Annotated in this window: 18 protein-coding genes and 1 pseudogene; 12 read left to right on the top strand and 7 right to left on the bottom strand. The window is 43.5% G+C overall.

Annotated features, from left to right (window positions below):
• Positions 1–176 (top strand): annotated as a pseudogene (locus tag AACW06_RS10490) (IS982 family transposase); the annotation flags it as partial.
• A gap of 71 nt (positions 177–247) precedes the next feature.
• On the opposite strand, the gene fldA reads toward AACW06_RS10490, so the two are convergent.
• From fldA to AACW06_RS10505, 3 genes are all read right to left on the bottom strand, one after another.
• A complete protein-coding gene (gene fldA / locus AACW06_RS10495; protein WP_053311831.1) occupies positions 248–781 on the bottom strand; it encodes a flavodoxin FldA in 534 nt (177 codons plus the stop codon).
• A gap of 48 nt (positions 782–829) precedes the next feature.
• Entirely contained in the window at positions 830–1,051 is a 222-nt protein-coding gene (locus tag AACW06_RS10500; protein WP_053311830.1) for a DUF2788 domain-containing protein, read from the bottom strand.
• Positions 1,052–1,160: 109 nt separating this feature from the next.
• Positions 1,161–1,928 carry an alpha/beta fold hydrolase gene (locus tag AACW06_RS10505; protein WP_192075016.1) on the bottom strand — a complete coding sequence of 256 codons (768 nt, stop codon included), beginning with the start codon at positions 1,926–1,928 and terminating at the stop codon, positions 1,161–1,163.
• A 92-nt stretch (positions 1,929–2,020) separates the two neighbouring features.
• On the opposite strand from AACW06_RS10505, the gene seqA reads away from it, so the two are divergent.
• On the top strand, positions 2,021–2,569 hold the full coding sequence (gene seqA / locus AACW06_RS10510) for a replication initiation negative regulator SeqA (RefSeq protein ID WP_192075017.1): 549 nt from the start codon (positions 2,021–2,023) through the stop codon (positions 2,567–2,569).
• Between the two features lie 118 nt (positions 2,570–2,687).
• A complete protein-coding gene (pgm, locus tag AACW06_RS10515) occupies positions 2,688–4,334 on the top strand; it encodes a phosphoglucomutase (alpha-D-glucose-1,6-bisphosphate-dependent) (protein ID WP_192075018.1) in 1,647 nt (548 codons plus the stop codon).
• Positions 4,335–4,426: 92 nt separating this feature from the next.
• On the opposite strand, the gene AACW06_RS10520 is transcribed toward pgm, so the two are convergent.
• Positions 4,427–5,191, bottom strand: a complete 765-nt coding sequence (locus AACW06_RS10520) for a DUF1853 family protein (protein ID WP_192075019.1) — start codon at positions 5,189–5,191, stop codon at positions 4,427–4,429.
• A gap of 85 nt (positions 5,192–5,276) precedes the next feature.
• Here AACW06_RS10520 and AACW06_RS10525 point away from each other — a divergent pair, with 85 nt between their 5' ends.
• Positions 5,277–6,035, top strand: coding sequence for a Nif3-like dinuclear metal center hexameric protein (locus tag AACW06_RS10525; protein ID WP_192075020.1), 759 nt, complete (start codon positions 5,277–5,279; stop codon positions 6,033–6,035).
• Between the two features lie 83 nt (positions 6,036–6,118).
• On the opposite strand, the gene AACW06_RS10530 is transcribed toward AACW06_RS10525, so the two are convergent.
• Positions 6,119–7,408 (bottom strand): citrate synthase, encoded by a 1,290-nt coding sequence (locus AACW06_RS10530; RefSeq protein WP_053311824.1) that lies wholly within the window; start codon positions 7,406–7,408, stop codon positions 6,119–6,121.
• A 394-nt stretch (positions 7,409–7,802) separates the two neighbouring features.
• Between AACW06_RS10530 and sdhC the strand changes: the two genes are divergently transcribed.
• The 8 genes from sdhC to sucD all read left to right on the top strand — a co-directional run bounded on the left by sdhC (position 7,803) and on the right by sucD (position 17,402).
• Positions 7,803–8,195 carry a succinate dehydrogenase cytochrome b556 subunit gene (gene sdhC / locus AACW06_RS10535; protein WP_053311823.1) on the top strand — a complete coding sequence of 131 codons (393 nt, stop codon included), beginning with the start codon at positions 7,803–7,805 and terminating at the stop codon, positions 8,193–8,195.
• The gene (gene sdhD, locus AACW06_RS10540; protein WP_168521481.1) at positions 8,189–8,536 is read left to right on the top strand and encodes a succinate dehydrogenase, hydrophobic membrane anchor protein; all 348 of its coding nucleotides are present in this window, start codon (positions 8,189–8,191) and stop codon (positions 8,534–8,536) included. Before sdhC ends, sdhD begins: the two co-directional genes overlap by 7 nt.
• Positions 8,537–10,303 carry a succinate dehydrogenase flavoprotein subunit gene (sdhA, locus tag AACW06_RS10545; protein ID WP_192075021.1) on the top strand — a complete coding sequence of 589 codons (1,767 nt, stop codon included), beginning with the start codon at positions 8,537–8,539 and terminating at the stop codon, positions 10,301–10,303.
• A 15-nt stretch (positions 10,304–10,318) separates the two neighbouring features.
• Positions 10,319–11,032, top strand: a complete 714-nt coding sequence (locus AACW06_RS10550) for a succinate dehydrogenase iron-sulfur subunit (protein WP_053311820.1) — start codon at positions 10,319–10,321, stop codon at positions 11,030–11,032.
• An 88-nt stretch (positions 11,033–11,120) separates the two neighbouring features.
• Entirely contained in the window at positions 11,121–13,931 is a 2,811-nt protein-coding gene (sucA, locus tag AACW06_RS10555) for a 2-oxoglutarate dehydrogenase E1 component (RefSeq protein WP_192075022.1), read from the top strand.
• Between the two features lie 29 nt (positions 13,932–13,960).
• Entirely contained in the window at positions 13,961–15,163 is a 1,203-nt protein-coding gene (odhB, locus tag AACW06_RS10560) for a 2-oxoglutarate dehydrogenase complex dihydrolipoyllysine-residue succinyltransferase (protein ID WP_192075023.1), read from the top strand.
• 200 nt (positions 15,164–15,363) lie between these two features.
• Positions 15,364–16,530 (top strand): ADP-forming succinate--CoA ligase subunit beta, encoded by a 1,167-nt coding sequence (gene sucC / locus AACW06_RS10565; RefSeq protein ID WP_053311817.1) that lies wholly within the window; start codon positions 15,364–15,366, stop codon positions 16,528–16,530.
• Positions 16,530–17,402: a succinate--CoA ligase subunit alpha gene (gene sucD, locus AACW06_RS10570; RefSeq protein ID WP_192075024.1), complete on the top strand. Its 873-nt coding sequence runs from the start codon at positions 16,530–16,532 to the stop codon at positions 17,400–17,402. Before sucC ends, sucD begins: the two co-directional genes overlap by 1 nt.
• 71 nt (positions 17,403–17,473) lie before the next feature.
• Here the strand turns inward: sucD and znuB are convergent, their stop codons facing one another.
• Complete coding sequence (znuB, locus tag AACW06_RS10575; RefSeq protein ID WP_192075025.1) at positions 17,474–18,253, bottom strand: zinc ABC transporter permease subunit ZnuB; 780 nt, start codon at positions 18,251–18,253, stop codon at positions 17,474–17,476.
• Positions 18,246–19,031, bottom strand: coding sequence for a zinc ABC transporter ATP-binding protein ZnuC (gene znuC / locus AACW06_RS10580; protein ID WP_192075026.1), 786 nt, complete (start codon positions 19,029–19,031; stop codon positions 18,246–18,248). Before znuC ends, znuB begins: the two co-directional genes overlap by 8 nt.
• Between the last annotated feature and the right edge of the window lie 70 nt (positions 19,032–19,101).

Raw genomic sequence — 19,101 nt, forward strand, 5'->3', positions numbered from 1 at the left:
AAACCATCAACGACCAACTAAAGAATATTTCTCAGATAGAGCATTCTAGACACAGGAGTCTGCATGGATTCATGTTGAACTTACTTGGTGGGTTAATTGCGTACTGCCTAAAACCAGAAAAGCCATCATTGAACATAACAACCACTGAAAAATCAGGATTAATGGCGATGGCTTAAACCGATCTCAGGTTAAGTATTTAATTGGTTGATACAAAAAAGCCCCCCAGCGTTTGCAGGGGGGCTTTTTTTTAGTCTTCCAGCTCAGCTAAGCACATTTCATCGTAAATTTGCTTAACCCAGCTATTGACCCGTTGGTCGGTCAACTCAGGCTGACGGTCTTCATCAATACACAGACCGACAAAGTGATCGTTATCACCGGCTACTAATGCTTTCGATGCTTCAAATTCGTAACCTTCGGTTGGCCAATGGCCAATGATGGTTGCGCCTTTACTTTCGATAATGTCGCGAACGGTACCCATTGCATCGCAGAAATACTCTGCGTAATCTTCTTGGTCACCACAACCGAAAATAGCAACCAGCTTGGTTGAGAAGTCGATCGCTTCTAATTCAGGGAAAAAGTCATCCCAGTCACACTGTGCTTCACCGTAGTACCAAGTCGGAATACCAAGAAGCAACAAATCGAAATTATCAATATCTTCTTTGCTACTTTTAGCAATATCTTGAACGTGAACGAGCTGCTTACCCAGTTGCTTTTGAATCATCTTCGCAACCGCTTCAGTATTGCCTGTATCGCTACCAAAGAAGAGACCTACACTTGCCATAGAATCATTACCTTTAATTTGTCATTTTCTGGCGGATGAACCTGCTCTTTACCCAAGACCAGTGCCTTCCCAACTGAGTTGGATTAGCCCTTTAGTGATAAAGCCAGCACACCCTAAAAACAGAACTAGCCATACAATACGACGTCCAAATGGTGGAACATTGCCCTGCTTAAGGACATCTTTGATCGCCATACCAATAAGAAAGAATATAGCCGCAAAAAGAAGATCGAGTCCAATCGACTCAAGCATGTTCATGTAGTCGTACAGCATGGGAATCCTTTATGCCAATTTGCTTGCGCGCACTATACCACTGTTATTCGTCAAAGTTAATGCGTGCATGAGTACCTATTTCACACTTGTTTCAACAACAAGCGGTGATTTAATAAGTGAACTTGCGGATAGCCCGCAACACTTCTACGGGCTTTTCAGCATGTAACCAGTGGCCAGTATTGGCAATGATATGAGCTTTAGCTTGGCTAAATTGTTGCTGAATCAAGGGTTGATGTTCAGTCATTAAATAATCTGACTCACTGCCTTTAATAAATAGCGTTGGAATGTTGGTAGTCGGAATAGTCTGCCACTCTAAAATATGCCAATAATTGTTTTCAATACTTGCAACATTGAAACGCCATTCCATGACGTTATCATCACGTTTTACGATTGATTTACTCAAAAACTGGCGTACACCTTCGAGTTCAATATGCTCGGCTAGAATCGACATTACTTGCGCGCGAGAGGTCGGTTGCTGGTCGATAACCGCCTTAAGCCCTGCAAGCACATTGTCATGTCGCCGTTGGCTATAGCTTACCGGTGCCATATCTAAAACAATAAGCTTGTTCATTTTATTCGGTGCAAATTCAGTCAGTTTCATGGCGACTTTACCGCCCATTGAATGTCCGATGACTATCGCTGAGTCAACGGCTAGATACTCAAGTAGATTGGCGACATCCTGCGCCATACTGGCGTAATCATGCTGCTGTGAATGGAATGATTGACCGTGGTTGCGCAAGTCAATACTCAGGACTTGATGGTCAGTTTTAAGATCTCGGGCGAGTAAGCCTAAGTTGTCGAGATTACCAAATAACCCATGGATCAAAACAACGGTGTGACCTTCACCTTCGAGTTTATAATTAAGAAGTGCTGACATTTTATCTTATTAGTGATTGGTTTAACGTAGAGTATCAGTGAAGATCTCGCTATAATCTCTCAGAGTTTAAACATTGAGATTGTGAAAAGCGAATGAAAACAATTGAGGTTGATGAGGATCTATACCGTTACATTGCAAGTCAAACCCAGCATATTGGTGAAAGCGCGTCTGACATTTTGCGTCGCTTGCTGAACGTTGATGGTAAGGTTTCTGCTGCAACGGTAATGACACAAGTAAACGTTGAACCTAAAGGCATTATTGTGAGTAAAGATGCCGTTCGAGATACACAGATTGATAGCGTAAAAGAGATGCGTTCTTTGCTGATTTCTGATGAATTTGCGGGTCTGAAAAAAGCGATTGATCGCTTTATGTTGGTGCTTTCAACTTTATACCGCATTGATCCTGCAAGTTTTTCCGAAGCGACGTTAGTGAACAAAGGGCGTAAACGCGTTTACTTTGCAGATAATGAGCAAACCTTACTTGAAAGTGGTCAAACAACGAAACCAAAATCGATTCCAAATACGCCGTTTTGGGTGATCACTAACAATAATACCAGCCGTAAACAGCAGATGATTGAGCAATTGATGGCGCTGATGAATTTCCCGTCAGACATCATTGAGAAAGTAACAAACGCTATCTAACATTTTCTTTAGCTTGTTATTCAAAGATAAAAATCTGATTTAAGCCTCATACTGCGAGAAATAAATTTCGTATTATGAGGCTTTTTGTTTCGTCGTTATTTCAAGAAAGGATGTCAAAATGGCTATGCACCCACGCGCAGGACAGAAAGCGCTTCAGGAAGATCTACATAATATCTCTGCGCTTGTCGCAAACTATTTCTTACTTCAACCCGATCCAGCTTGCCCCGAGCATAAAGTACAGTTCGGTACGTCAGGTCATCGCGGTAGTGCAGATAAATCAACCTTCAACGAAAATCATATCTTAGCGATTACTCAGGCATTGGCTGAAGTACGTGCAGAACAAGGAACTCAAGGCCCTATTTTCGTCGGTAAAGACACGCACGCGCTATCAGAACCTGCATTTTCTAGCGTTGTTGAAGTACTGATTGGCAATGGTATTGAAGTCATTGTCCAAGAGAATAATGGCTATACACCAACGCCAGGCATCTCACACGCGATTCTGACTTATAACTTAACTCATCAACAGAAAGCCGATGGTATTGTTATTACACCATCGCACAATCCACCACAAGACGGTGGAATTAAGTACAATCCAACACACGGAGGCCCAGCCGAAGGTGAACTAACGCAAGCGATAGAAGACCGAGCGAATGTAATTATTGCTGAGGGTATGCAAGGTGTTAAACGCGTAGCGATTACGCAAGCCAAACAGTCACCACTATTTAAACAGGTTGATCTCGTCAAACCGTATATTGATGACTTAGTCAATGTTATTGATATGCAAGCTATCCAAAAAGCCAATCTTAAGCTGGGCGTTGATCCATTAGGCGGCAGTGGTATCGATTATTGGCGTCAAATTGGTAAAGCTTACAAGCTGAACTTAACGTTAGTCAGCGAGGCGGTTGATCCTACTTTCCAATTTATGTCATTAGATAAAGATGGCGTGGTGCGTATGGACTGTTCTTCACCTTATGCTATGGCAGGGCTGCTGGCACTAAAAGACGAGTATGACTTAGCTTTTGGTAATGATCCTGATTATGACCGTCATGGTATTGTGACACCGAAAGGTTTAATGAACCCAAACCATTTCTTAGCGGTATGTATTGACTACCTATATCGTCATCGTCAGCAATGGCGTCAAGACGTTGCCGTCGGCAAAACCTTAGTATCAAGTGCTCTTATTGATCGTGTTGTCGCTGACCTTGGCCGAGAATTGTGTGAAGTGCCCGTCGGCTTTAAATGGTTTGTTGATGGCTTATACAGCGGTCAATTTGGTTTTGGCGGTGAAGAAAGTGCGGGGGCATCGTTCCTACGTAAAGATGGCACGCCATGGTCAACAGATAAAGATGGCATCATTCTTTGTTTACTGGCTGCAGAGATCACCGCAGTGACAGGTAAAAATCCTCAACAGTATTATGAAGAGCTTGCTGCAAAACACGGTGAATCAAAGTACAGCCGTATCCAAGCTGTCGCTAATGGCCCTCAAAAAGCAGTACTTAGCAAACTATCACCAGAAATGGTCTCAGCGCAAACATTAGCAGGTGACGTAATTACTGCTCGTTTGACGCATGCTCCGGGTAATGGCGCGGCAATCGGTGGTCTTAAAGTGACGACCGATTTTGGTTGGTTTGCCGCTCGTCCTTCAGGTACGGAAGATATATACAAAATTTACTGTGAAAGCTTTAAAGGCGAAGAACACTTGAAACAGATTGAATCTGAAGCTCAGGATATCGTTAATCAAGTATTTGCTGACGCAGGCTTATAATATAAATCATTAATGAAAACGGGCGACCTTATGGGTCGCCCGTTCTGTTTTGAGCTAGGTTTGTAACCGATATCAAAACGGTTATATATGATTTAAACGCTTTGATGTGGCCATTGATCTGGCACGATAAACCAAAATCGACCACTTTCACTTTGGCAATGAACAAAACCGTGTTCTGGGGCTGAGGTAAACACTGGGCTTGTGGTACTTTTTCCACTTATCCATTGTGGCTTGTCAAGTAAGAATAGCGTTTCGTTTATTTGCTCTGCTTGGCTTTGATAGCACCAATACCCGGCAATTTGTGACGAATTAATTGAGTAACCTAAACATTGTGCTGGAATGGTTTCGTTGGCAAAGGGGTTGGTATACAAACGGCCTTGCATTAACAAGTGGCGGCTGATATTACGCCAAAGTGGGTAGGTGGTTTGAAACGATTCAGATTGAGATAGAGTTAGTTGCTGGTGGAGCATATGGTCGAGCTTTATATCAAGACGATCTTGTGAGTTTGGTCCATACCAGAGCCCTTGATGGAGAAGGTAAAATTTAACCGCCACTTCCCAATGTTCATAGCGTTGCTGCCGTTTATTTTTTACAACGAAATCAAGTGACCCCAGTGTTGTTCCTGCATCATTTAACTGAATTTCCTCAGAAACGGCTGAATAGGTTGGGTCGAGTTTAAATAGTAGAGAGCATAGATGCTGATAGATAAAGCCTAATCTTGGGTTACCAGCATAACCCTCTTTAAGCTGCGGAATGTCCTGCGTGAATGGATGCTGCGCGGCAACAACACCTTTGTGATGAAACAATGCAGGGGTGGTCGATACCCAGTTTGCCAGTGAGTTTAGGTCCATCTTCATTGATATTTCCCTTCTTCATTTTTCGACATCTTAGCTCGGAATTGTTATAACCACGCTAGTTAAAAATACAATCTTGGGATGAATAATGGATAATTTACAACTTGAAGCTTTAATCAATCAAAAGCTTACTCCTCAGTTAATTAAAGACTATTGCCCGAATGGATTACAAGTCGAGGGTCGATCTGAAATCAAAAAGATTGTTACGGGTGTTACCGCTTCTCAAGCACTTATTGACAAGGCTGTTGAACTTAAAGCCGATGCTTTACTGGTACACCATGGCTATTTTTGGAAAGGTGAATCTGAACCGATTCGAGGCATGAAGGGCAAACGTATCCGAACTTTAATTAAAAACGATATCAACCTGTTTGGTTACCACTTACCATTAGATATCCATCCAGAGTTAGGAAATAACGCCGAGCTTGCACGTTTGCTCGACATTGAAGTTGAAGGTGGAATGGAAGGGCACCCTCAATCTGTTGCGATGTTTGGGCGTCTTAACAAACCGATGTCAGGTGTTGAGTTTGCAGCCAAAATCAACCAAGTTTTGAATCGTCAGCCTTTGCATATCGCGCCAGCACAGACGGAGCAAATGATTGAAACCGTTGGTTGGTGTACGGGCGGTGGGCAAGATTACATCGAACTTGCGGTTCAACAGGGACTTGATGCATTTATTTCTGGTGAAATATCAGAACGAACTACCTATTTAGCAAGAGAGCAGGGTATTCATTATTTTTCAGCCGGGCATCATGCAACAGAGCGTTATGGTGTTAAGGCTTTAGGAGAATGGTTAGCGAGAGAATATGGTTTTGAGGTTGAGTTTATCGATATCGATAATCCCGTGTAGTCAGCTTGTTGCGTGGTTGCATAAAATAAAAAAGAGCGAGTGGATACTCGCTCTTTTCAATTAAGCCATATTGACTAGGTTTGTTATTCGCGTTCGTGCAATGGTTTGAAATCACGCATTTTTTGACCTGTGTAAAGTTGGCGAGGACGGCCAATTTTATTGTCAGGGTCGCTGTGCATTTCGTTCCAGTGTGCAATCCAACCAATAGTACGAGACATGGCGAAGATAACGGTAAACATAGAAACTGGGATACCGATAGCTTTTAGGATAATGCCTGAGTAGAAATCAACGTTCGGGTAGAGTTTTTTCTCAACAAAATATTCGTCAGAAAGTGCGATGCGTTCAAGCTCCATCGCCACATCCAATAATGGGTCTTGGATGTTCAACTCTTTTAGAACTTCATGACAAGCTTCACGCATTACCGTCGCTCGTGGATCATAGTTTTTATACACTCGGTGACCAAAGCCCATTAAGCGGAATGGATCATCCTTATCTTTTGCTCTCACCACATACTCAGGAATGTTATCTACGCTGCCAATCTCTTCAAGCATGCGCAAACAAGCTTCGTTTGCACCACCATGAGCTGGTCCCCATAAAGAAGCAATACCAGCGGCAATACACGCAAATGGGTTAGCACCTGAAGAACCCGCTAGACGTACGGTCGATGTAGACGCATTTTGCTCGTGATCAGCGTGCAGGGTAAAAATTTTATCCATCGCACGAGCCACTACAGGGTTGACTTCATATTCTTCACATGGTGTTGCAAACATCATGTGCAGGAAGTTTTCCGCATAGTTTAGATCATTCCGTGGGTAAATAAACGGTTGACCAGTTGAGTACTTGTAACACATGGCTGCAAGTGTTGGCATTTTAGAAAGCAGGCGGTAAGCCGCTATCTCACGGTGTGTATCATTATTAATGTCGAGTGAATCGTGGTAGAACGCCGCAAGCGCTCCAACCACACCGCACATAACAGCCATTGGGTGAGCGTCACGGCGGAAACCGTGAAAGAAACTCGCAATTTGTTCATGAACCATCGTATGGCGAGTAACGATCTTTTTAAACTCTTCGTATTGTTCACGATTTGGAGCTTCACCATAAAGAAGAATGTAACAAACTTCTAAGTAATCGGCGTTATTGGCTAACTGATCGATAGGGAAACCACGGTGCAATAACACCCCTTTACCACCATCAATATAAGTGATTTGAGATTCACAAGATGCAGTGGCAAGGAAACCAGGATCAAAAGTGAAGTATCCGTTGGACCCCAGTTTGCGAACGTCGATTACTTGAGGACCTACTGTCCCATCCATAATCGGCAGTTCGATTGGCGCTTTGCCTTCGATATGAAGGGTAGCTTTCTTATCTGCCATAACAATCTCCTTTGTTTATTATTTAATCCGTCCAGGATGTTTGTGTGACATTTTTTTACGTGTGTTCGGGGTTAAAGTCAATTTTTCTCCTCTGATGTGTGCACTTGTTTAGATTTTTTGGACATATAAAGTTAAAAATCTGTTCTGTGTAGCAAAAATTGTTACATCAATTGTATTAGAATGTTGCCAGCCGTATAGTGGCACTGCAAATTTTGGTGAAAACCTTATAAATTCAAGGCTAAAAACAATTGTGAGGTAGTGTGCTTAGTCTTGTTGTTAACAATATTTTTACATTTAACCGCGCTAATTTTTCGGTTTGTTGTTAAATTAATGTTAACTTTTGTGGGTTTGGAACCAAATTTCATCTATAACTATAAATGCTCAATGGAGCTGAGTGAGCAAGCCCGTGAAAGAAAGAAAGTCAAGACCTGTTAATTTAGATTTACAGACCATCCACTTTCCGATCAGCGCAATCGCATCTATCCTACATCGTGTGTCTGGGGTGATCATGTTTGTTGCAGTCGGAATTTTGTTGTGGTTACTCTCCCTCTCGTTAGCCTCCCCTGTAGGTTTTATGGAAGCCAGCAACATTGTTAACGGCTTTTTTGTGAAATTTATCTTGTGGGGAATATTAACTGCACTGTCATACCACATTGCTGGTGGTATTCGCCATTTGCTGATGGACCTCGGCCATTTTGAAGAGCTAGAGTCTGGTGCAATGAGTGCAAAAGTTACGTTTATCGTAACCGCAGTGTTATCAGTTTTAGCGGGGGTTTTGGTATGGTAAAACACGTTTCTTCAGTTGGTCGCAACGGGGTGCATGATTACTTACTCATCCGTGCCTCTGCGATCATCATGACGCTTTATACTGTCTACCTAGTGAGCTTTTGTGCTTTCTCAGGAGATATTTCTTACGTCTCTTGGACGCAGTTCTTTGGTGGTACATTTACTAAAGTCTTCACAATGCTAGCGTTAGTCTCAGTCCTAATTCATGGCTGGATAGGCCTATGGCAAGTACTAACGGATTATATCAAGTGTTCTAAGTTACGCGGTGGTTTGCAGCTTGTGGTTATCGCCGTGCTATTTGGATACTTCTTCTCTGGCTTATTTGTATTGTGGGGTGCGTAAGTGACTATTCCAGTTCGTGAATTTGATGCCGTTGTAATCGGTGCAGGTGGTGCTGGCATGCGTGCTGCACTGCAAATTTCAGAGCAAGGCCTATCATGTGCTTTGCTGTCAAAAGTTTTCCCAACTCGTTCTCATACGGTATCAGCTCAAGGTGGCATTACTGTAGCGCTAGGTAATGCGCATGAAGATCACTGGGAACAACATATGTACGATACAGTGAAAGGCTCGGATTATATCGGAGACCAAGACGCTATCGAATACATGTGTAAAAATGGTCCAGAATCAGTTATCGAACTTGAGAAAATGGGACTACCTTTTTCTCGTTTTGATAATGGTACTATTTATCAACGTCCGTTTGGTGGCCAGTCGAAGAATTTCGGTGGTGAACAAGCGGCTCGTACTGCCGCTGCGGCTGACCGTACTGGTCACGCTTTGCTCCATACTCTATACCAACAAAATATCAAACATAAAACGACCATTTTCTCTGAATGGTACGCCCTTGATTTGGTGAAAAATGAAGATGGTGCAGTGCTTGGCTGTACAGCACTGTGTATGGAAACGGGCGAAGTTTGCTACTTTAAAGCAAAAGCGACAGTCCTTGCGACAGGCGGTGCTGGCCGTATTTATGCGTCAACAACTAACGCGCACATCAACACCGGTGACGGCGTGGGTATGGCGATCCGTGCTGGCGTTCCAATGCAAGATATTGAAATGTGGCAATTCCACCCGACAGGTATCGCAGGCGCAGGTGTACTTGTAACTGAAGGCTGCCGTGGTGAGGGTGGTTACCTGCTAAATAAAGATGGTGAACGTTTTATGGAACGTTACGCACCAAATGCTAAAGATTTGGCTGGTCGTGATGTTGTTGCTCGTTCAATGATGATTGAGATCCGTGAAGGTCGTGGTTGCGATGGCCCATGGGGACCACACATCAAATTGAAACTCGATCACTTAGGCAAAGAAACCTTAGAGTCTCGCTTACCTGGTGTTTGTGAATTATCACGCACTTTTGCTCACGTTGATCCGGTCAAAGAACCAATCCCAGTCATCCCAACTTGTCATTACATGATGGGGGGGGTTCCGACTCAAGTGTCAGGTCAAGCTATCAAACAAGACGTTAATGGTGCAGATGTAGAAGTTCAAGGTCTGTTTGCGTGTGGCGAGATTGCTTCTGTTTCTGTTCATGGTGCGAACCGTTTGGGTGGTAACTCGTTACTTGATTTAGTGGTCTTTGGTCGAGCGACAGGCTTACATTTAGGTGAAACGCTTAAGAAACAAGCTGACGCAAAACCTGCTACTGAAGCTGATATTCAAAAATCTCTTGAACGCTATAATCGTTGGGAAAATAGTACTGGTGGTGAAGACCCTGCACAAATTCGTAAAGATCTTCAACAATGTATGCAGAATAACTTCTCAGTATTCCGTGAAGGTGAAGCGATGGCAAAAGGTTTAGAAGAGCTTAAAGTCATTCGCGAACGATTAAATAATGCGTACCTTTCTGATAAGTCAACCGAGTTCAACACTCAGCGTATTGAGTGTTTAGAGCTAGAAAACTTAATGGAGACGGCATTCGCTACTGCGGTTGCTGCCAACTATCGTACTGAAAGCCGTGGTGCTCATGCGCGTTTCGATTACCCAGATCGTGATGACCAAAATTGGTTGTGCCATTCAATTTACAATCCTGAGACAGAAACTATGTCGAAGCGTAATGTAAATATGGAACCCATTTACCGTGATGCATTTCCACCTAAAGCACGTACGTACTAAGGAGAGGGCGTTGTTATGAAATTGAAATTCTCTATATACCGCTACAATCCAGATGTCGATCAGAAGCCATACATGAAGGATTATGTGCTGGAAGTGGAAGAAGGCTCTGACATGATGGTGTTGGATGCGTTGATCTTACTTAAAGAGCAAGATCCAACCATCGCTTTCCGCCGTTCATGCCGTGAAGGGGTTTGTGGTTCTGATGGTTTGAATATGAATGGTAAAAATGGTTTGGCTTGTATTACTCCGCTGTCGGCGTTGTTAAACAAAGACACCATTGTCATTCGTCCTCTGCCTGGTTTACCAGTAGTACGTGACCTGATTGTCGATATGGCTCAGTTCTATGAGAACTATGAAAAAGTTAAGCCATATTTAGTGACGGATGGAAACTTACCGCCTGCACGCGAGAATCTTCAGTCACCAGACGAACGTGCCCACCTAGATGGTTTGTACGAATGCATTATGTGTGCATGCTGTACAACATCGTGCCCATCTTTTTGGTGGAACCCGGATAAATTTATCGGCCCTGCTGGTTTGCTTGCGGCGTATCGTTGGTTAATTGATAGCCGAGATACTGCAACAGATGAACGTTTATCTAATCTTGATGATGCATTTAGCGTTTTTCGTTGCCATGGCATCATGAATTGTGTAAGTGTTTGTCCTAAGGGATTAAACCCGACGAAAGCAATAGGGCATATCAAATCTATGCTCGTTAATCGCTCGGTTTAAAATGAATAAAATTGCAGGTCTTCGGACCTGCCTTTAATAGCTCGGCATAGACCGAAGCAAACGTGAAAACTACTGGTTAAGGGAAAATATGCACAACGGCGTGATGAAGGCATGGCTCGAGTCTTCACACTTGGCTGGCGCCAATGCAACTTACGTAGAGGACCTCTACGAACTGTATCTAAGTGATCCCGATCTGGTAAGTGAGGAGTGGAAACGTGTTTTTGATGGATTGCCTGCGCAATCTGATAATGTGGTAGAACAACCACATTCACGTGTCCGTGACTACTTCCGACGACTCGCTAAAGAAACAAAGCATTACAATGTCCAAGTTAGTGATCCTGATGTCGATGCAAAGCAAGTAAAAGTCTTGCAGCTAATTAATGCTTACCGCTTCCGCGGTCATGAAGCTGCCCAGCTTGATCCCCTCGGTCTTTGGCAACGTCCACCTGTTGCTGAATTAGACCCGTCATTTCATAATCTCAACGAAGATGATCTCGAAGAAACTTTCAACGTCGGTTCTTTTGCTATTGGGCAAGAAACCATGAAGTTGAAAGATATTCATCAAGCTCTGAATAAAACCTATTGCGGATCTATCGGTGCAGAATATATGCACATGACAGATACTGAGCAAAAACGTTGGATTCAGCAGCGTTTAGAGTCTGTGGTTGGTCAGCCATCCTTTACTCAAGATGAAAAACGAGTATTCCTTGAAGAACTTACAGCGGCTGAAGGGCTTGAGCGTTATCTTGGTGCGAAATTTCCCGGTGCTAAGCGTTTCTCACTCGAAGGTGGTGATGCGCTAATTCCAATGATGAAAGAACTGATTCGACATGCTGGCGATAATGGCATGAGGGAAGTTGTGATTGGAATGGCTCACCGTGGTCGTTTGAATATGCTAGTCAATGTCTTGGGTAAAAAACCTCAAGATTTATTCGATGAATTTGCTGGTAAGCATGATGAAACGTGGGGGACGGGTGATGTTAAATATCACCAAGGTTTCTCTGCTGATTTTGCCACTCCAGGTGGTGATGTGCACTTAGCACTAGCATTCAACCCATCTCACCTTGAGATCGTTAACCCTGTTGTTATTGGTTCTGTTAGAGCTCGTCAAGATCGCTTAAGTGATGATGATGGCTCAGCAGTGTTACCGATTTCAATTCATGGAGATTCTGCGGTCGCAGGACAAGGTGTCGTTGCTGAAACCTTTAATATGTCTTTGGCGCGTGGTTACTGCGTTGGTGGTACGGTACGTATCGTCATTAATAACCAAGTTGGTTTTACGACTTCGAATCCTCGTGATACGCGTTCGACTATGTACTGTACTGACATCGCAAAAATGGTCCAAGCACCTATTTTCCATGTGAATGCTGATGACCCTGAAGCCGTTGCTTTTGTTACGCGCATTGCGCTTGATTATCGCAATGAGTTTAAACGTGATGTGGTTATTGATTTAGTCTGTTACCGACGCCATGGTCACAACGAAGCTGATGAACCTAATGCAACGCAGCCTTTGATGTACCAAAAGATCAAAAAGCATCCAACACCACGTAAGCTTTATGCTGATGTGTTAATTGAACGCGGTGAATTTGATATAGAAACGGTTACTCAATTAGTCAATGAATATCGTGACGCTCTTGATCATGGCGAAGTTGTCGTGAAAGAGTGGCGTCCAATGGCGTTGCATTCTGTTGATTGGTCACCGTATATTGGCCATGAATGGGATATGCCTTGGAATAGCAAAATTGATCTGGGGCGTTTAAAAGATTTAGGTAACAGAATTTGTCAGTACCCAGAAAGTCATAAGCTGCAAAGCCGTGTTGATAAAATATACAATGATCGTCAAGCGATGGTAAGTGGTGAAAAGCCGTTGGACTGGGGGATGGCTGAAACACTTGCTTATGCGACATTGGTCGATGATGGCAAGCGTATTCGTATTTCTGGGCAAGACTCTGGGCGTGGTACTTTCTTCCATCGTCATTCGGTATTGCATAATCAAAGCGATGCAAGCACCTATATTCCTTTAGCCAATATTCATGACAAGCAAGGTCCATTTGAAGTGCTCGATTCTGTTCTTTCTGAAGAAGCGGTATTGGCATTTGAGTATGGCTATGCAACAGCAGAACCAAGCGGCTTAACGATTTGGGAAGCGCAGTTTGGTGACTTTGCTAATGGTGCTCAAGTTGTTATCGACCAGTTTATTTCTTCTGGCGAACAAAAATGGGCGCGCTTGTGTGGCTTAACTATGCTTTTACCTCATGGTTATGAAGGCCAAGGTCCAGAGCACTCATCAGCCCGTTTAGAACGTTACTTGCAGCTATGTGCAGAACAAAACATGCAGGTTATTGTTCCATCAACGCCAGCTCAGGTTTACCACATGCTACGTCGTCAAGTGGTTCGTCCGATGCGTCGACCGTTGATTGTAATGTCGCCGAAATCTTTGCTACGTCATCCGCTATGTATATCAACGCTTGAAGATTTAGCCGAAGGTTCATTCTTACCAGCAATTGGTGAAATTGATAACCTTGATGCAGCTAGAGTAAAACGTGTGGTGTTCTGTTCAGGTAAAGTTTACTACGACTTACTTGAGCAACGTCGTAACAACGAACAAGATGATGTTGCGATAGTACGGATAGAACAGTTGTATCCATTCCCTAAAGAGGAAGTGGAAGCAGCCATTGCTCAGTACACTAATGTTGTTGATTACGTATGGTGCCAAGAAGAGCCACAAAACCAAGGTGCTTGGTACAGTAGCCAACATAACTTCCGTTCTGCCATTCCAGCAGGTGCTGATTTGAAATATGCAGGGCGTCCAGCATCTGCTTCACCAGCGGTTGGTTATATGTCAGTACACTTGAAACAACAAAAAGCGTTGGTTGAAGACGCTCTGACCCTAGCTTAAAGAACTAGAAGTAAAAGGAAGATACAGATATGACAATTGAAATTCTGGTTCCAGATCTACCTGAATCAGTTGCAGATGCAACCGTAGCAACATGGCACAAAAAGCCAGGCGAAGCGGTTGAACGTGATGAAGTTATTGTTGAAATTGAAACTGATAAAGTTGTACTTGAAGTTCCCGCTCCTGAAGCTGGTGTACTTGAAGTCATTGTTGAAGAAGAAGGTGCAACAGTACTTTCTAAGCAGTTGTTAGCTAAGTTGAAACCGGGTGCCGTCGCTGGTGAACCAACGAAAGATACAACGAGTGATACTGAGCCTTCACCTGATAAGCGCCACAAAGCAACGTTAACCGAAGAGAGCAATGACGCTTTAAGCCCAGCCGTTCGTCGTTTGCTTGCTGAGCATGGTTTGGAAGCTAGTCAGGTTAAAGGTACAGGGGTTGGTGGACGCATCACTCGTGAAGACATTGACGCTCATCTGGCTAATGCGAAAAAGGCTGCTCCAATGGTTGAAGCTGCTCCAGTGCAAGCTGACGCCCGTAGTCAAAAACGTGTGCCAATGACTCGTTTGCGTAAGCGTGTTGCTGAGCGCTTATTGGAAGCGAAAAATAGCACCGCGATGTTAACGACATTCAACGAAGTAAACATGAAACCGATCATGGATCTTCGCAAGCAGTATCAAGGCTTGTTTGAAGAGAAGCATGGTATTCGTCTTGGCTTTATGTCGTTTTATGTCAAAGCGGTGACTGAAGCGCTCAAGCGTTACCCTGAAGTGAATGCTTCTATTGATGGTGAAGAAATTGTTTATCATAACTATTTCGATATCAGCATGGCTGTTTCTACACCACGTGGTCTTGTGACGCCAGTCTTAAAAGATTGTGATACATTGAGCCTTGCTGAAATTGAAAAAGGCATCAAAGAGCTTGCAATCAAAGGTCGTGACGGCAAGTTAACGGTTGAAGAATTGACTGGTGGTAATTTTACTATCACGAATGGCGGTGTGTTTGGCTCGTTGATGTCGACGCCAATCATTAACCCGCCACAAGCTGCAATTCTTGGTATGCACAAAATCCAAGATCGTCCTATGGCTGTCGACGGTAAAGTGGAAATTTTGCCAATGATGTACCTAGCACTATCTTACGATCATCGCCTTATCGATGGACGTGAATCGGTTGGTTTCCTTGTGACAATCAAAGAACTACTTGAAGATCCAGCTCGTCTATTACTAGACGTTTAAGTTGAGTTTTCAACACTGGCGTCTGTAACAGTCGCCAGTAACCTTAAGGCTAAGCATGCTCACGTTTAGCCTTCATTTAAGCAAGAGTACCAATGCCTTCGCTTAATTTGAGAAGCACCCTACAGACGTACAGCACAGCAGAGGCTGTCGCTTTATGGAAATAATAAATCCCTTAAGGGATAAACAAACGGAATAACATAATGAATTTGCATGAATATCAAGCCAAACAGCTGTTTGCAGAATTCGGTTTGCCTGTACCAGAAGGTTATGCCTGTGATACGCCACAAGAAGCTTTTGAAGCTGCGGGTCGTATTAGTACAGCCAAAAAAGTCGTCAAATGTCAGGTACACGCTGGTGGTCGCGGTAAAGCGGGCGGCGTTGAGTTGCATGACACCAAAGATGGTGTTAAAGATTTTGCCCAGAAATGGCTAGGCAAGAATCTTGTCACTTACCAAACAGATGCAAATGGTCAGCCTGTATCTAAAATTTTGGTAGAAGAAGCTTCAAACATAGCGAACGAACTTTACCTTGGAGCGGTTGTCGACCGTTCATCTCGTCGTATCGTATTCATGGCATCTACGGAAGGTGGTGTCGAGATTGAAAAAGTGGCAGAAGAGACACCTGAACTGATTCATAAAGCCGCGATTGATCCACTTGTAGGACCGCAGGCTTACCAAGGCCGTGAACTGGCATTCAAACTTGGGCTTGAAGGTGATCAAATCAAGCAATTTGTAAAAATCTTCATGGGTCTTGGCAATATGTTTGCACAATATGACCTTGCCCTGCTTGAGATTAACCCGCTTGTTATTACCGCTGAAGGTAATCTGCTTTGTCTCGATGGTAAAATTAACATCGACTCTAACGCGATGTACCGCCAGCCGAAATTGCGTGAGATGCATGATCCATCGCAAGAAGATGAACGTGAAGCTCATGCAGCTCAGTGGGAACTTAACTATGTCGCCCTTGAAGGCAACATCGGTTGTATGGTCAATGGCGCCGGTCTGGCAATGGGAACGATGGACATCGTTAACCTGCATGGCGGTAAACCGGCAAACTTCTTGGATGTTGGTGGTGGCGCAACAAAAGAGCGTGTAACAGAAGCATTTAAGATCATTCTTTCTGATTCAAACGTTAAAGCCGTGCTTGTTAATATCTTCGGTGGCATCGTTCGTTGTGACTTGATTGCTGACGGTATCATTGGCGCTGTAGAAGAAGTGGGTGTTACGGTTCCTGTCGTTGTGCGCCTTGAAGGTAACAACGCGCCGCTAGGCTCTCAAAAGCTGGCGGAAAGTGGTTTAAACATCATTGCTGCGACTTCTCTAACTGAAGCTGCGGAAAAAGTAGTTGCTGCGGCGGAGGGCAAATAATGTCGGTACTAATTAATAAAGATACAAAAGTTATCTGCCAAGGGTTTACTGGTGGACAAGGTACGTTCCACTCAGAACAAGCGATTGCCTACGGTACTCAAATGGTCGGTGGCGTTTCTCCTGGTAAAGGTGGCCAAACCCATTTAGGTCTTCCAGTATTTAATACAGTACGTGAAGCTGTTGAAATAACTGGCGCGACAGCCTCTGTTATCTATGTTCCCGCTGCTTTTTGTAAAGATGCGATCCTAGAAGCGATTGATGCAGGCATCAAACTGATTGTTACTATCACGGAAGGCATCCCAACTCTTGATCTTCTTGATGTAAAAGTACGTCTGGACGAATCTGGCGTACGTATGATCGGCCCTAACTGCCCAGGTGTTATTACACCGGATGAATGTAAAATTGGTATTATGCCAGGCCATATTCATAAGAAAGGTAAGGTCGGTATTGTATCTAGATCAGGTACTTTGACTTATGAAGCAGTAAAGCAAACCACGGATGAAGGCTTTGGCCAATCAACCTGTGTTGGTATCGGTGGTGACCCAATTCCAGGCTCTAACTTTATTGATATTCTTAAACTGTTTGAAGAAGATCCGGAAACTGAAGCGATTGTTATGATCGGTGAAATTGGTGGTACCGCGGAAGAAGAAGCGGCGGCATTTATTCAAGATAATGTGACTAAACCGGTTGTTTCTTATATCGCTGGTGTAACGGCTCCTCCAGGTAAACGTATGGGCCATGCGGGCGCGATTATTTCTGGTGGTAAAGGTACGGCAGAAGATAAATTTGCTGCTCTTGAAGCGGCTGGCGTTAAAACAGTAAAAAGTTTGGCAGATATCGGTAAAGCACTTCGTGAAGTGACTGGCTGGTAGCTCTCTCACTACTGACTGAGCAATAAACCCCAGATAAAATCTGGGGTTTATTATTTTTATAGGTAAGGGTTTTAGCGTTTTACAAATTGACTACACATAAACATACAGCTTGCACTGATCACAACGGAAGGACCAGCTGGTGTATCAAAATGCCATGAAAGAGTTAAACCACCTAGTACAGCTAATGCTCCAATAACGGAAGCAATGAAAGCCATTTGTTCTGGAGTGGTGGACAAACGTCTGGCGGTTGCTGCAGGTATAATCAGTAGCGATGTCATGATCAAGGCACCAACAAATTTCATACCCAAAGCTATAACAACACCAATCAGCAGCATTAAAATAAGTCGCATCAGATCCACGTTGATGCCTTCGACAAAGGCTAGCTCTTCATTTACTGTGGTTGAAAGTAATGGTCGCCAAAAAATCAATAATAAAATACAGACAGCAATGACACCTGACCAAATAAACATGAGGTCTGTGATATTAACCGCGAGCAAGTCACCAAATAGATAACTCATTAGATCAATGCGTACATTATCGAGAAAACTCACGGCAATTAAGCCAACAGATAATGAGCTGTGCGCCAAAATACCAAGTAATGTATCAGTTGCCACTAACTGCTGTTTTTGCATCGTAACAAGAATGATGGCAAGACCAAGGCAGCAAACGAGTAACGCTAGATAAAGGTTTATATCTAATAAAAAGCCAAGCGCCAGTCCCATTAAAGAGGCGTGTGCTAATGTATCGCCAAAGTAGGCCATCTTACGCCAAACAACGAAAGAACCTAGTGGTCCTGCAAGAATGGCAATACCGATACCCGCAAGTATTGATGGGAGAAGAAATTCAATCATGATGGTGACCGTGTGAATGATTAGGGCAGCAAGTCGCATCGCCCTTTACTGGTTGACCGGCTAAGTCATGGTGATGATGCTTATGTTGATGGTGGTAAAACGCAAGCGTTTCACGGTTACTTGTACCAAACAGAGCTATGTAACTTGGGTGCTGCGTGATCGCTGCAGGAGAGCCAGAGCAGCAAATATGATGATGTAAGCATATGACATCATCAGTTTTAGCCATCACTAAATGTAAATCGTGTGAAACCATAAACACACTGCAACCAAAGCGGTGGCGTATAGCATCAATGAGGTCATAGAGATCGATCTGGCCTTGAACATCAACGCCTTGGGCTGGTTCATCCAAAATTAGCACAGCAGGTCGCTGTAAAAGGGCGCGAGAAATTAAAACTCGCTGAGTTTCTCCCCCGGATAACTTGTGCATATCGTTATTTAGTAAATGTTCAGCGCCAACAAGTCTCAGCGCATCTAATAACTCTTGCTTACTGAAATTGCCCGCCAAGCTTAAAAAACCTTTAACTGGTAAGGGTAACGAGTCATTGAGCTTTAGTTTTTGTGGAACATAGCCAATTTTAAGTTTTTTTGCCCGAGTAATCGTACCGCTGTTTTGTTTTTGCAGCCCTAATAAAACTTTGACGAGTGTTGATTTACCTGCACCATTGGGACCGATCAACGTTGTAATTTTGCCTTTTTCCAGACTAATGCTGATATTGTCTAAAACACGACGATCATTAAAGTCTACGCAAATATCTTGCAGTTGAATTAAGCTGGACATGAATGGAACTTATTTGCAATTAGGAAGTGTTATAATGTAACATTTCGCTCTCTTTAACGCTATATACCGA

The organism is Vibrio sp. S12_S33 (genome assembly GCF_963889785.1).
Classification (GTDB): domain Bacteria; phylum Pseudomonadota; class Gammaproteobacteria; order Enterobacterales; family Vibrionaceae; genus Vibrio; species Vibrio aestuarianus.

Excerpts from the sequence above, each read along its gene's own strand:
- odhB (WP_192075023.1), top strand. The coding sequence starts at position 13,961 with ATGACAATTGAAATTCTGGTTCCAGATCTACCTGAATCAGTTGCAGAT.
- sucA (WP_192075022.1), top strand. The coding sequence starts at position 11,121 with ATGCACAACGGCGTGATGAAGGCATGGCTCGAGTCTTCACACTTGGCT.
- seqA (WP_192075017.1), top strand. The coding sequence starts at position 2,021 with ATGAAAACAATTGAGGTTGATGAGGATCTATACCGTTACATTGCAAGT.
- sucC (WP_053311817.1), top strand. The coding sequence starts at position 15,364 with ATGAATTTGCATGAATATCAAGCCAAACAGCTGTTTGCAGAATTCGGT.
- znuC (WP_192075026.1), bottom strand. The coding sequence starts at position 19,031 with ATGTCCAGCTTAATTCAACTGCAAGATATTTGCGTAGACTTTAATGAT.
- AACW06_RS10525 (WP_192075020.1), top strand. The coding sequence starts at position 5,277 with ATGGATAATTTACAACTTGAAGCTTTAATCAATCAAAAGCTTACTCCT.
- AACW06_RS10530 (WP_053311824.1), bottom strand. The coding sequence starts at position 7,408 with ATGGCAGATAAGAAAGCTACCCTTCATATCGAAGGCAAAGCGCCAATC.
- fldA (WP_053311831.1), bottom strand. The coding sequence starts at position 781 with ATGGCAAGTGTAGGTCTCTTCTTTGGTAGCGATACAGGCAATACTGAA.
- sdhD (WP_168521481.1), top strand. The coding sequence starts at position 8,189 with ATGGTAAAACACGTTTCTTCAGTTGGTCGCAACGGGGTGCATGATTAC.
- AACW06_RS10500 (WP_053311830.1), bottom strand. The coding sequence starts at position 1,051 with ATGCTGTACGACTACATGAACATGCTTGAGTCGATTGGACTCGATCTT.
- pgm (WP_192075018.1), top strand. The coding sequence starts at position 2,688 with ATGGCTATGCACCCACGCGCAGGACAGAAAGCGCTTCAGGAAGATCTA.
- sucD (WP_192075024.1), top strand. The coding sequence starts at position 16,530 with ATGTCGGTACTAATTAATAAAGATACAAAAGTTATCTGCCAAGGGTTT.
- znuB (WP_192075025.1), bottom strand. The coding sequence starts at position 18,253 with ATGATTGAATTTCTTCTCCCATCAATACTTGCGGGTATCGGTATTGCC.
- AACW06_RS10520 (WP_192075019.1), bottom strand. The coding sequence starts at position 5,191 with ATGAAGATGGACCTAAACTCACTGGCAAACTGGGTATCGACCACCCCT.
- AACW06_RS10505 (WP_192075016.1), bottom strand. The coding sequence starts at position 1,928 with ATGTCAGCACTTCTTAATTATAAACTCGAAGGTGAAGGTCACACCGTT.
- AACW06_RS10550 (WP_053311820.1), top strand. The coding sequence starts at position 10,319 with ATGAAATTGAAATTCTCTATATACCGCTACAATCCAGATGTCGATCAG.